This is a genomic window from Pseudomonas sp. HLG18 (genome assembly GCF_051903985.1).
GTDB lineage: Bacteria > Pseudomonadota > Gammaproteobacteria > Pseudomonadales > Pseudomonadaceae > Aquipseudomonas > Aquipseudomonas fluorescens_BT.
Window position 1 is genome coordinate 2,033,382 of the sequence record NZ_CP195831.1, and the last position, 12,941, is coordinate 2,046,322.

The following is a 12,941-nucleotide window of genomic DNA, read 5'->3' on the forward strand; positions in this document are numbered from 1 at the left end:
AATCTTTAAATGGCCAGCCAAGACATCATTGCCCGCTCGGCCACCACCACACCGGCCCCCTCGGTGCGCAATCAGGAGGAAGTCGCCAAGCTGATCGACACCACCAAATGCATCGGCTGCAAGGCTTGTCAGGTCGCGTGCTCGGAGTGGAACGAGCTGCGCGACGAGGTGGGCCACAACCACGGCACCTACGACAATCCGCAGGATTTGAGCGCAGAGTCATGGACGCTGATGCGCTTCACCGAGCACGAAACCGACGCCGGCAACCTCGAATGGCTGATCCGCAAGGACGGCTGCATGCACTGCGCCGAGCCCGGTTGTCTGGCGGCGTGCCCCAGCCCCGGCGCGATCATCAAGCACGCCAACGGCATCGTCGACTTCGATCAGGATCACTGCATCGGTTGCGGTTATTGCATCACCGGCTGCCCGTTCAACATTCCGCGCATTTCGCAGAAGGACCACAAGGCCTACAAATGCACGCTGTGTTCGGACCGGGTGGCAGTGGGGCTGGAGCCGGCCTGCGTGAAAACCTGCCCGACCGGGGCCATCGTGTTCGGCACCAAGGACGACATGAAGACCCACGCCGCCGAACGTATCGTCGACCTGAAAAGCCGTGGTTTCGACAACGCCGGTCTGTACGACCCGGAAGGCGTCGGCGGCACTCATGTCATGTACGTGCTGCACCACGCGGATACCCCGAAAATCTACGCAGGCCTGCCGGACAACCCCGAGATCAGTCCGCTGGTGGGCCTGTGGAAAGGCATCAGCAAGCCGTTGGGTCTGCTGGCCATGGGCGCGGCGGTGCTGGCCGGGTTCTTCCATTACGTGCGGATCGGCCCGAACCGCACCGAAGAGGATGACCATCCGGAACCGCCCGACACCTCGGTCCACGTGGTCGACCCGGCGGTTCACACCTTCGATCCACGCGGGGAGGGCCGGCCATGAGCAACAAGACGATCCTGCGCTACACCGCCAACCAGCGTACCAATCACTGGCTGGTGGCGATTCTGTTCTTCATGGCGGGGCTGTCGGGACTGGCGCTGTTTCATCCGTCGATGTTCTGGCTGACCCACCTGTTCGGCGGCGGGCCGTGGACGCGGATCCTGCACCCGTTCATGGGCGTGCTGATGTTCGTGTTGTTCCTTGGCCTGGTGTTGCGTTTCTGGCGTTCGAACTTCTTCATCGACAACGACTGGAAGTGGCTGCGGCGCATCGACCGGGTGCTGGTCAACGATGAAGAGACTGTGCCGCCGGTGGGCAAGTACAACGCCGGGCAGAAGATGCTGTTCTGGACTTTACTGCTGTGCATGCTGGGGCTGTTGTTCACGGGGCTGGTGATCTGGCGCGCGTACTTCAGTCATTACTTTGGCATCACGACGATTCGCTGGGCGATGTTGTTGCATGCATTGGCCGGGTTCGTGCTGATCCTGAGCATCATCGTGCACATCTATGCCGGGATCTGGATCAAGGGCTCGGTGGACGCGATGCTGCACGGTTGGGTCAGCCGCGCCTGGGCGAAAAAACACCACGCACTCTGGTATCGCGAAGTGGAATCCAGGGATCCGCCAGAGCGACCGGTCACCAAAAAGGGCTGACACTTGCCAACCATTCTTGAACCCGGGGAAATCGAAGCGGCGGCCAGTGCGCCGCCGTTTCTGCACTTGCCGCCGCACAACCTGTTCACGCTGCGCGCCGAGCGTCTGGAACATTTGGCTATCGGACATCCGCTCGCCGACTACCTGCGCCTGGTCGCGGGACTGTGCCGCGTGCAGCAGCAAGTCCTTGACGATCCCCCATCAAACGCCCCGATTGATGAGCAACGCCTTGAGGTCTGCCGGCAACACGGCATGCCGCCGTTCGCCGCCGATACCTTGATCCGCGAGGACGTCTGGCGGACCTATCTTGAGGCCTTGCTGCAACGCTACAACGCGCCACAACAAACAGCCGTCGCCGAAGCGCTTACAAACTTGCGCATTGCCAGCCCCGGACAGTTGCGCGCCTGGGCCGTGGCGCTGGTCAGCGGTCAGTATTCGCTGGTGCCGGCAGCGCTGGTGCCGTTTCTTGGCGCGGCGCTGCAAACGGCCTGGAGCCACTGGCTGCTCAGCGCACCGAACCTGCAACTGGCGCCCGGCAACAGCCTCGGCCAGTGCCCGGCCTGTGGTTCGCCAGCCATGGCCGGTGTGATCCGCCATCGTGGCAAGCACAACGGTTTGCGTTATCTGGTGTGCTCGCTGTGCGCTTGCGAATGGCACGTGGTGCGGGTCAAGTGCGTGTATTGCGAGCAGAGCAAGGGGCTGGAATATCTGAGTCTGGAAGACGATCGCCACGCTGCCAATCAGGCGCCGCTGAGGGCCGAGGTCTGTCCGGGATGCAACAGCTATCTGAAATTGCTGTACCTGGAAAATGATGCCGAGGCCGAAGCCTTGTCGGCGGACTTGAGCAGTCTGCTGCTGGACATGCGCCTGGCTCAGGACGGCTATCAGCGACTGTCACCGAATCTGCTGCTGGCGCCCGGAGACGAATGAACCGAACGTCTACACTCTGGCGCAACGGCTTTTTATCCGGAGCGCCTGATGCCTGCCAGTGTTGCCCAGCGTTTGCCTTCCATCGACAGTCTGTTGCGTCACAACGCCTTTCAACCCGTGGCCGAGCGGCACGGGCGCGAGGCGCTGCTGGCGGCTTTGCGTCAGTTGCTCGATGACTTGCGTGAGTCGGTTGTGGCGGGGCAGCTCTGCGCTGTCGAGATCAGCCCTGAAGCACTGGCCGGCAGGATTGCCGAACGTCTGGCGCTGCAGCAGCGCAGTCAGGTGCGGCGGGTGTTCAACCTGACCGGCACCGTGCTGCACACCAATCTGGGCCGTGCGCTGTTGCCGGAAGAAGCCATCGCCGCCGTGCAACTGGCGGCCCGTTATCCCTTGAACCTCGAATTCGATCTGGCCAGCGGCAAGCGTGGTGACCGTGATGACCTGATTGAAGGTCTGATCCGGGAGCTGACCGGCGCCGAAGCCGTCACCGTGGTCAACAACAATGCCGCCGCCGTGCTGCTGACCCTCAACAGTATTGGTGCTCGCAAGGAAGGCATCATCTCCCGTGGCGAATTGATCGAGATCGGCGGTGCGTTCCGCATTCCCGACATCATGGCCCGGGCCGGTGTGCGTCTGCATGAGGTCGGTACCACCAATCGTACCCATGCCCGGGATTACGAAGCAGCGATCAGCCCTCGCAGCGGCCTGATCATGCGTGTCCATGCGAGCAACTACAGCATCGAAGGGTTTACCGCTCGCGTGCCAACGGCCGAACTGGCGGAATTGGCCCATCGCCATGGTTTGCCGTTGCTCGAGGACCTCGGCAGCGGCAGCCTGCTGGACCTGACCCGCTGGGGCCTGCCGGCGGAGCCGACGGTGCGTCAGGCACTGCTCGATGGCGCTGACATCGTCACCTTCAGCGGCGACAAACTGCTCGGCGGACCGCAGGCGGGGGTGATTGTCGGGCGCAAGGAACTGATCGCGAAGATCAAGAAAAACCCGCTGAAAAGGGCTTTGCGGGTCGACAAGATGACACTGGCCGCGCTGGAAGCGGTGCTCGGGCTCTATCGCGATCCGGATCGCCTGGCCGAGCGCTTGCCGACTCTGCGTCTGTTGACCCGCCCGCAAGATGAGATTCTGGCCCAGACCGAACGCCTGCAACCGGCATTGGCCAAGGTGCTCGGTGAAACCTGGACGGTCACGGCGCAGAAAACACTGGGCATGATCGGCAGCGGCAGCCAGCCGGTGGCGCGGCTGCCAAGCGCGGCATTGTGTGCCCGCCCTCAAGTGTCGAAACGCCTACGCGGACGCAGGCTGCTGATTCTGCAAAGCGCATTGCGCGAGCTGCCGATTCCGGTGCTCGGACGCCTCGACGATGACGCACTGTGGCTGGATCTGCGGCAACTCGACGATGAGCCGGCGTGGCTCTCGCAAATCGCGCAGTTGCAGCCATGATCGTCGGCACCGCCGGTCACATCGACCACGGCAAGACCTCGCTGCTCCAGGCTCTGACCGGGCAAACCGGCGACCGTCGTCCGCAGGAGCGTGAGCGGGGCATGACCATCGACCTCGGTTATCTCTACGCCGAACTGGTGCCCGGCGCGGGGCTGACCGGGTTCATCGACGTGCCCGGCCACGAGAAATTCACCCACAACATGCTCGCCGGCGCCCAAGGCATTGATCTGGTGCTGCTCGTTGTGGCGGCGGATGACGGCGTGATGCCGCAGACCCGCGAGCATCTGGCGATTGCCCAGCTGTTGGGAATTCCCTGGGCGCTGGTGGCGATCACCAAGTGTGATCGGGTTGAGGCGGGCAGGGTGGCAAAGGTGCGCCAGCAAATCGAAAATCTGCTGGCCCCCGGTCCGTTTGCAGGTGCGCCGATGCTCGCAGTCTCAAGCATGACGGGTGAGGGCGTCGATGACCTGCGGCAAGCGTTGCTACAGGCGCAACGTGAAGTGTTGAAACGCAGTCGCGAGGGCGGGTTTCGTCTGGCCATCGACCGGGCGTTCAGTGTCGCCGGTGCCGGGATTGTGGTGACGGGCACAGCGCTGTCGGGAATGATCGCGGTGGGCGACAGACTGATCCTCGGGCCTTCGGGCAAAACGGTGCGGGTGAGAGGGCTGCATGCCCAGAATCAACCTGCAGAACTGGCGTTTGCTGGTCAACGTGTGGCCCTGAACATCAGCGGTGATCGCCTTGAGCTTGGGCAAATACATCGCGGACAATGGCTGCTCGCCGAAACACTGTTCGCACCGACCCAACGCCTGGACATCGACTTCCAGTTGCTGCCCGATGAGACGCGCACCTTCGAACACTTTCAGCCTGTGCACCTGCATCTCGGCACGCAAGACGTGATCGCCCGGGTGGCGTTGCTCGAAGGACCACGGCTGCTTCCGGGCGAGCGCATGTTCGCGCAACTGTTGACCAATGTCCCGGTACACGGCGTAAAGGGGGATCGACTGGTCCTGCGTGATGCCAGCGCCCAGCGCACGCTCGGCGGCGGTCAATTGCTCGATCCGTTTGCCCCGGCCCGGCAACGGCGCAGCCCCGGGCGTCTGGCGCAATTGCGGGCACTGGCAATCAGCAGTGATCTTGAACAAGCGTTGCCGACGTTGCTGGAATACAGCGACAGCGGCATTGATCCGCAGCGACTGGAGCGTCAGTTCAACCGACCGCGTGAAGGCTGGTTGCTGCCGGACAACGTCCGCCTGATCGAAACGCGCCAGGGAACGAGGCTGTTCAATGCCCAGCACTGGGGCATCCTGAAATTCACGTTGCTGGAGCAACTGGCGCGATTCCATGAGCTGGAGCCCGACCAGATGGGCCCGGACCGTGATCGTCTGCGGCGTTTCAGCGGATTGAATATCGAGCATTCGACGTTCATCAGCCTGCTGGAAGAACTTCGCAGCGCCGGCTCGCTCACCGCCAGCGGCCCGTGGTTGCATTTGCCGGATCATCAGGTGCGCCTGAATGCCGACGACGAAGCCCTGTGGCTGGTGTTGCAGCCGCTGTTCGAACAGGCCGGTTTCGATCCGCCGTGGGTGCGCGACGTGGCCAAAGCCGTGGAGAAGGACGACGCGACCGTCAGGCTGTTGCTGCGCAAACTGGCGCGGCTGGGCGTGATGCATCAAGTGGTGCGGGACTTGTTCTTCACCGACATCACCTTGCGGCAAATGGCCGCCGTGCTGCTGCGTCTGGGTGAAGAAAATCCGCCGATTCAAGTCACGGCGTTCCGCGATGCGCTAGGCTTGGGACGCAAACGCAGTATCCAGATCCTCGAATACTTCGACCGCCTCGGCCTGACCCGGCGTCTCGGCGAGGGCCGGCAGATCCGCTACGACAACGCGCTGGCCAACCCCGGCGCGGATTGAGTTCAAGGAAGGCAATCGCGCCCGGTGGCGCGGCCGGGCTTCAAACCCGGTTGGGGACGGCATCCGTTCCCGGGCAGGTTCGACTCCGGCTGCCTTCCGCCATACTTTTCTCTTGGATGGGCTTTTCGTTGAAGCCTGTGCACTCATGGGCGCGGAGTGTGACATTCACAGAATAAGGGCGATGTGACATCATTTGCTCGGCAAGTTTCGTGCGGCCAACTGCGAATTCAACTCGTACGGTGTTTTGCCGAATCAGGTTCGATAGCGGCATTTATAGAATGATTTAGGGAAGACGGTTTTGCTTAGAAAAATATCAGTGTCCATCGGGCTTGCCCTGATCAAGGTTTTAATTTTGTTTATGTCCGTATGGCTTGTTTGTACAGGCGGTCCCAAGGCATGGCATTGGCTATTTCCAAACGACACTGTTGAAGTTGCCGATAAATCGATGGTTATAAAAAAAGCCATGATCGGCGAGGCCTGTAACAAGGAAAGTACGGACTGCAAGAAAAATGTCTTGATAATTATTGGCGCCATTGATGATGGCACGGCGAAAGCAATCGATCACCTGGCTGAAACCGCGACATTCGATACCGTATGCTTCAGTAGTCCCGGTGGCAGTGCTGGCATCGCACAAGACATAGGCAACTGGATAAAATCCCGGCACTTCAATACATGCATGGCCGAGCGCTACAAGCTTGAGGGTGGAATCGGTATCTCTAACGTACAGTGCCTGTCCGCCTGTCCTTATCTTCTGCTGATGGGGAAAACAAGAGTTGCGCTGGGAAGCGATTTCAGTATTGGCGTTCATCGCTCAGGCGTTACATTTGATTTGTGCGTTTGTCATTTCAAGGTCAATGAATTTTGGCCGTACGTTTCCACTTGGGGCTACCGCGACATGTTGGGGCATTCCGATCAACCAGAGATTCACCAAAGTCTTCTGAGTTTTAGCCTGGATGTTGATTCGACGGATATACATAACTTGACTCAGGCTGAGCTTAAAAAATATGCCGTTTTCAATGCAGGCAGCGTAGCGGGTTCCTCGACTCAATAGCATGGGTGTTCATCTCCGTTCTCATAAACCGAGCGGGTACTGAATCACCACATAGATCCGGTCAATGTCATCCCCCGCCTGAGCACTGTTGGCCCGGTGCGAGACGTGGGACAGCTGCACGGAAAGATCCTTGGCGGCACCGGACTGGACAATGTAGCGAAGATCGATGTCGCGCTCCCAGTGTTTGCCGCCATCCCCTTGCTGTGGTTGGTATTGACCGCTGTCCGGGTCGAACGGATTGTAGGCGCCGCCCTTGGGCGCGTGGGTACCGTCGATGTGGCTGCCGGAGACGTAGCGGGTCATGAAATTCAGGCCGGGAATGCCGAACGCACCGAGATCCAGATCGTAGCGGGCTTGCCATGAGCGCTCGTGGGCGCCGTTGAAGTCGGCGTATTTGATCGAGTTGGCGAGGTAGATCGAGTCGCCGCCGACGAAATCGAACGGTGTGTCACCGTTGATCCGTTGCCAGCCAAGCATCACCGCGTGCGGGCCGAAGGCGTATTTGCCCGAGAGACTGAACGCAGTGTTGTCGATTTCACCGGCCAGTGCCTGCCCGGTGTCGCGGGTGTGGTAGACGTTGGCATCGAGCAGCACGCCGGACTGTTTGAAATGCAGGTTGGCGTAGTACTGGTGCCAGGTTTCGCTGAGGTCTGAGGCGTACAGCGCACCACCGACCGGATTGTCAGTGAACAGGTCAGCGCCGATGAAGCTGATTCCGCCGGCCTTTGTACTGGCGCCGTAGCCCTGAAAATCGCCTTGGCCGGAAGAACTGTCCTGATTCTTGAACGCGGTGAAATGCCCGGCCACCAGATTGACGTTGTCGATTTCACGGCTGTTGAGCAGAAACCCGGTGGCGTACTCCGGTTGCAGGCGTTTGTCCGAGGTGTCGAACACCGGCGTCTCGACGGTCATTTCGCCGAAGGCGAGGGTGGTGCGCGAGGCCTTCAACTTGAGTGCCCCGCCCGCGCTGGAGTAGTCGCTTTCGCTGCGACCTTCGCTGTCCACCGGCAACAGACCGGTGCCGGAATGTCCCCGGCCACCGTCCAGTTTCAAGCCATAAAAGGCATGGGCATCGAGGCCAAAACCGACTGTTCCTTCGGTGAAACCGGATGAGAAGGTGCCGATAAAGCCTTGAGCCCATTCCTGTTTGTAGTTCTTGCCGCTGGGCGAGGGCGAGCGGTAGTCGTTGCTCAGAAAGAAGTTGCGGCTGAGCACTTCGCCTTTGGCGTCATCCAGAAAACCGCTGGCCAGGGCTGTGTTGACGGCACCACCGAGCAGCAAGGCGAGTGTGATGCCCGAGGGCGGAAATCCTTTCATGTGTCAGTGACCGGCGTAAATGGAATGTCGCCGGATTGTGGTGCCGGTTGCCTCTGAATGATTGAGCGGGTGTGCTGTGTCAATCGACAACAGGCAACTCGACCCTCGCCACCAGCCCCGAGCCCTTGCGATTGCTCAAGGTCAGTTCTCCACCCTGTTCACGCACGATCGCCCGGGCCGCCGATAGGCCGAGGCCGACGCCGCCGGTTTCACGGTTGCGCGAGGTTTCGAGGCGCAAGAACGGGTCGAACACCCGTTGCAGCGCGTCCTCGGGAATGCCCGGGCCCTCGTCGCAGATTTCGATGCAGATGGAGCGTGTGTTGCGACTCAGCGCGATGTGCGGGCGCTCGGCGTATTTCACGGCGTTTTCCAGCAGGTTGACGATCACCCGCTTCAGGCTCAGCGGCCTGCCGTCATAGACCAGATGGGCCGGGCCGTTGAAGTCGATGAGGACGTTCTGGTCGCGGTAGTCGTCGAGGATGGTTTGCAGCAGCTCGGACAGATCGAACGCCGTCGGTTGTTCAAGCCGTGTGCCTTCACGGAAAAACGCCAGCGCGGCGTTGATCATCGATTGCATTTCTTCGATGTCGCGAATCATTTTCTGCTGATTGTCCAGGTCTTCCATGAACTCACTGCGCAGGCGCATCCGGGTCAATGGCGCGCGCAAGTCATGGGAAATCGAGGCAAGCATGTGAGTGCGCTCACCGATGAAGTGCTGGATCTGCGCCTGCATCGTGTTGAAGGCGATGATCGCCTGACGGATCTCGTGGGGGCCTTCGATATCGATGGGGGGCGCGTTCAAATCTTTGCCAAACCGTCTCGCGGCGCCGGCAAAACGCTGCAGCGGATTGGCCAGTTGGCGCGTGGCAATCCAGGCGACCAGCAACGTGGCGACCAGGCCCAACGCGATGATGACCGCGATCCGGGCATCCAGGCTCAGTCCCCAGCTGCGTTCAGGTGGCGTGAATGTCAGCCAGCTGCCATCGGCCAGAGGCACGAGGGCGACGTAATGAGCCTGCGCACTGCCTGGTGGCCAGTCGTCGGGGTTGAATACTTCGATTTCCCGGTCATCGCCGAGCAATTGCCGCAGCGCAGGAACCTTGCCGGTCTCGACCGGTTCGCCGTCCCCGGGCAGATTGAACTGGCTGCGTTGCGCACTCCATAACACCTCAAGCGTCGAACTGCTGGCCGCGTTTGCCAGTTGCGGGCGTAATTGAGCGGGTGCCGCCTCGATCACGCGAGTGCTCGCCGCAATCCGTTCCAGTAGTCCGGTGCGTTCGATGGGGGGACGGGCCCAGGTGCCTGCCACCTGCACGAACAGGGCATTGAGAATCAGCGAGGCGAGCATGGCCGCAATGATCGTCAGGGCGATCCGGCGACTGAGGGTGTCGCGCGGCAGGATTCGACCGATCATGAGCGGCTGACCTTGACCGTGAACATATAACCGCCGTTGCGCACGGTACGGATCAGGTCCGGGCGTTTGCTGTCCGGTTCGATCTTGCGTCGCAGCCGGCTGACCTGCACGTCGATGCTGCGATCAAAAGCATCGTGGCCCTTGCCGTGGGTCAGGTCGATCAGTTGTTCACGGGTCAGGATGCGTTGGGGATGCTCGAGAAAAACCAGCAGCAGGTCGAATTCTCCGCCGGACATCGGGATCATCACACCGTCGGGCGAGCGCAGTTCGCGACACGTGATGTCCAGGTGCCAACCGGCGAAGGTCATTACCGGACGGGTCGGTTCGCTGGCGGGATGACTTTGCTCGCCGGCGCGACGTTGCAGGGCGCGCACCCGGGCCAGCAATTCCTGGGGAGCGAAGGGTTTGGTCAGGTAATCATCGGCCCCCAGTTCCAGACCGACAATCCGGTCACTCAGTTCAGCCATGGCCGTCAGCATGATGATCGGGATCCCCCTCTGCGCACGGATTTTCTGGCACAGGCTCAAACCGCCTTCACCCGGCAGCATCAGGTCGAGAATGATCGTGTCCGGTCGCGCCTGTTCGATGGCGGCCCACATGGCCTGGCCATCCGGTGCCACATCGACCTCGTAGGCGTGCTGAACGAAAAACTTCTTCAGCAGGGACAGAATTTCCACGTCGTCGTCGACGATCAGCAATCTGCTCACGTTTGCAGGACCCATGTACCCAAAAAGAGGGCATCTAAAACCATTTCGTGGCCAGGGTCATTTATTTCAATCGAGCAACATTCCTTCAACACGGACATCAGCCGGACATCGTCGGGCAAAAAACCTCGGGCACTCTGCCGGCATTCCATCCAAGGGGGTTCATATGAAGGATATGAAAAGCGTTTATTCCACTCAGAGTCATGGCGCCGTGCGCCCATTGATCCTGACCCAGCGCACCACAAGCAGCGTTCTCAACGCGCCGATCTTTTTCCAGGAAACCTGCCTGGGGATCGCTTCGGATCAAAGCCAACTCGTCATGCGCCGCTACTTCGAGCGCTTCAGCCCGACCGACAGTCATTGGGTGGAATACATCCACACGATTCCCACGGCCGAATTCATTCACTGGATCATGACCCATGGCCAGTTGCGCATCGAGTGTTCTGAAAATACCCCGTTCGGCCAGATTCAGACCGCTGGGGAAACGCATTGATGAGAAACAGTCATTCGCTGGCGTTGTTGTTTGCAGCGACTTTGAGCCTGTCGGCCTGCAGCAGCAAAAAAGTCGAACCGGAAATGTATTCCGGGTTTCTCAACGACTACAGCATGTTGAAGGAGCAGCAGACGCCGTCAGGACAGACGATTCTGAGTTGGGTCAGTCCGGCGTTGGCGAAGGGGCGTTACACCCGGATTTACCTGGCGCCGAGCCAGTTCTATCCGCAGGTTCAGCCCACGGGGCGGATTCCGCAGAGCACCTTGTCAGGTGTGACCCGCTACTACGACGCAGCCCTCAGGCAGGAACTGGGCAAAACGCTGCCGCTGGCATCCGGGCCCGGCCCGAACACACTGGTTGTGCGGCCAGCCATCACGCAAGTCGCCGCCAGCACCCAGGGCCTGCGGTACTACGAATGGCTGCCGATCACGCTGGTTGCGGCCGGAGTGAGTACGGCTGCGGGCATTCGTGATCAGGACAGTGAGATCGCCACGGAAGTGTCGATCGAGGATGGATCCACCGGCGAGGTGGTGGCGAAAGTCGTTCGCAAGGGCATGGGCGTGCCGCTGGAAAACGACAAACAGGTGATGACCGCCGAGAACGTCAAAGGCGTGCTCGACGGTTGGGCCACGGACTTGAGTCAGTCGTATGTCGTGACCCGCAAAGTAACGTTGCGCTGACAGCGGTGAGGTCAGAGACTTGCTTTCACCTGTAGACCCACCACCAGTGCATTATCGATGTCCTGCCCGGAAAACGCGCCCGGCTCGATGATGTACTGCAGGTTCGGTCGCAGAGTCAGCCATGGGGTGGCCTGGTAGCCGTAACCGAGTTCGATCAGCTGTTCAGCGCCGTCGATATTGGAGAGCGGTGTGCCGTTGGCCAGCGCGGCGTCTTGTTGCACGTCGCGACTGCGCGGGTTTTGCACGGCGCGACCGTAGCCCAGGGCGACGGTGTCACGCGGGCGGCCTTCGAACGGTTTGTACAGGACCACCCCGGCGCCATACCACTTGCTGAACGGCGAAGCCGCTTCGCTGGCCGCCGAGTATTGACCGAAAGCGTGCAGGCTGCGGCCCTCCGACGTTGGCGAACTCCACACCGCCTGATCAATGAGCAGGTAATGGCCGCCGCGACCGGACACTTCCTTGTCACTGCCGATGCGTTTCACGTCGGAGCTGTCGTAGTAATAACCGAGCTTGTACTCGCCGGGCAGCGTGCCCGCGTGTTTGTAGACCAGTTCGACAGGCACCACGGTGCCGGTGGTGTGTTTCGGCCCCAGGTGCCAGGCGCGGCTGGAGTTGCCGTTGCTTTCGGGATCGACGTTGAACGCGGCGACGCGCAGTTGCCATTCCGGCGACAGGTCGTATTTCACCCGCACGCCCAAGTGCGCGTTGGGATAGTTGGTCCAGCCGCTGCCGCCGGACATGTTCAGCGGATGGCCGCAGAAGCCGGCGTTCATGAAGTTGCAGAGAATGCCGCTGTCGAGGCCGCCGAGGTCGTTGCCCATGGCCATGTAGCCGAGTTTGACGTTCAGCGCCGGTGTGAACAGCGTGCGCTCGTAACTCAGTTCAGTCAGACGCGTGTAGAGGCCGCCGTAGTTTTCCTGGATCGGCAGACGGTTGCCGACCAGATCTTGCGAGGCGCTGTTGCCGCGCCGGTCATTGATGGTCAGCTGAACCTTGCCGGCGTTGTCCACGCCATAGATTTTGCTCAGATCAAATTGCGCGCCGAGCTTGATGTTCTGTGAGTAACGGGCTGAGCGGTGCTTGCCGCCGTCGGCGTTGTAGGCGGTTTCGCCGGTGTAATCGCCGGTGAACTTGACGCCATCTTCGTCGAGCTGGTGGCGCAGGCCACCCCAGTCGCCGGTCAGGGTATTGCGGGTGAAGACGTTCGAATCGGTGTCCGCGAAAGCGGGCAGGGCGGCGCTACAGGTGATACCGAACAGCACGCCGGTGAAGATGCCGGTGCGGGAAAAACGAACAACGAATGACATTGCTGAAATCCAGAGTTGGGGACATAAAACAACGCGACACCCGAAGGTGTCGCGCACAAGAACGTGAAGGAGGGCG

General features: G+C 60.8%; 12 protein-coding genes and 1 tRNA gene. 9 read left to right on the forward strand and 4 right to left on the reverse strand.

What is annotated here, in order from left to right:
• Window positions 1–9 precede the first annotated feature (9 nt).
• From fdxH to ACSPX5_RS09330, 7 genes are all read left to right on the forward strand, one after another.
• Window positions 10–945: a formate dehydrogenase subunit beta gene (fdxH, locus tag ACSPX5_RS09300; RefSeq protein WP_439821517.1), complete on the forward strand. Its 936-nt coding sequence runs from the start codon at window positions 10–12 to the stop codon at window positions 943–945.
• Window positions 942–1,595, forward strand: coding sequence for a formate dehydrogenase subunit gamma (locus ACSPX5_RS09305; protein WP_169430394.1), 654 nt, complete (start codon window positions 942–944; stop codon window positions 1,593–1,595). The genes fdxH and ACSPX5_RS09305 overlap by 4 nt, the downstream gene beginning before the upstream one ends.
• A gap of 3 nt (window positions 1,596–1,598) precedes the next feature.
• Window positions 1,599–2,525, forward strand: a complete 927-nt coding sequence (gene fdhE / locus ACSPX5_RS09310) for a formate dehydrogenase accessory protein FdhE (protein WP_439821518.1) — start codon at window positions 1,599–1,601, stop codon at window positions 2,523–2,525.
• A gap of 48 nt (window positions 2,526–2,573) precedes the next feature.
• Entirely contained in the window at window positions 2,574–3,980 is a 1,407-nt protein-coding gene (gene selA, locus ACSPX5_RS09315) for an L-seryl-tRNA(Sec) selenium transferase (protein ID WP_439821519.1), read from the forward strand.
• Window positions 3,977–5,896 carry a selenocysteine-specific translation elongation factor gene (gene selB / locus ACSPX5_RS09320; protein ID WP_439822018.1) on the forward strand — a complete coding sequence of 640 codons (1,920 nt, stop codon included), beginning with the start codon at window positions 3,977–3,979 and terminating at the stop codon, window positions 5,894–5,896. The genes selA and selB overlap by 4 nt, the downstream gene beginning before the upstream one ends.
• Window positions 5,897–5,902: 6 nt before the next feature.
• A tRNA-Sec gene (locus tag ACSPX5_RS09325) sits at window positions 5,903–5,998 on the forward strand.
• 214 nt (window positions 5,999–6,212) lie between these two features.
• Window positions 6,213–6,947 (forward strand): hypothetical protein, encoded by a 735-nt coding sequence (locus ACSPX5_RS09330; RefSeq protein ID WP_439821520.1) that lies wholly within the window; start codon window positions 6,213–6,215, stop codon window positions 6,945–6,947.
• Between the two features lie 21 nt (window positions 6,948–6,968).
• Here ACSPX5_RS09330 and ACSPX5_RS09335 read toward each other — a convergent pair whose 3' ends face one another.
• From ACSPX5_RS09335 to ACSPX5_RS09345, 3 genes are all read right to left on the reverse strand, one after another.
• Window positions 6,969–8,264: an OprD family porin gene (locus ACSPX5_RS09335; protein WP_439821521.1), complete on the reverse strand. Its 1,296-nt coding sequence runs from the start codon at window positions 8,262–8,264 to the stop codon at window positions 6,969–6,971.
• A 79-nt stretch (window positions 8,265–8,343) separates the two neighbouring features.
• A complete protein-coding gene (locus ACSPX5_RS09340; protein ID WP_169430399.1) occupies window positions 8,344–9,678 on the reverse strand; it encodes an ATP-binding protein in 1,335 nt (444 codons plus the stop codon).
• Window positions 9,675–10,400, reverse strand: coding sequence for a response regulator (locus ACSPX5_RS09345; RefSeq protein WP_169430400.1), 726 nt, complete (start codon window positions 10,398–10,400; stop codon window positions 9,675–9,677). The genes ACSPX5_RS09340 and ACSPX5_RS09345 overlap by 4 nt, the downstream gene beginning before the upstream one ends.
• 148 nt (window positions 10,401–10,548) lie before the next feature.
• Here ACSPX5_RS09345 and ACSPX5_RS09350 point away from each other — a divergent pair, with 148 nt between their 5' ends.
• Together ACSPX5_RS09350 and ACSPX5_RS09355 are read left to right on the forward strand one after the other, a co-directional pair.
• The gene (locus ACSPX5_RS09350; protein ID WP_439821522.1) at window positions 10,549–10,875 is read left to right on the forward strand and encodes a hypothetical protein; all 327 of its coding nucleotides are present in this window, start codon (window positions 10,549–10,551) and stop codon (window positions 10,873–10,875) included.
• A complete protein-coding gene (locus tag ACSPX5_RS09355) occupies window positions 10,875–11,555 on the forward strand; it encodes a DUF3313 domain-containing protein (protein WP_439821523.1) in 681 nt (226 codons plus the stop codon). The genes ACSPX5_RS09350 and ACSPX5_RS09355 overlap by 1 nt, the downstream gene beginning before the upstream one ends.
• An 11-nt stretch (window positions 11,556–11,566) precedes the next feature.
• Here ACSPX5_RS09355 and ACSPX5_RS09360 read toward each other — a convergent pair whose 3' ends face one another.
• A complete protein-coding gene (locus tag ACSPX5_RS09360) occupies window positions 11,567–12,865 on the reverse strand; it encodes a carbohydrate porin (RefSeq protein ID WP_439821524.1) in 1,299 nt (432 codons plus the stop codon).
• Between the last annotated feature and the right edge of the window lie 76 nt (window positions 12,866–12,941).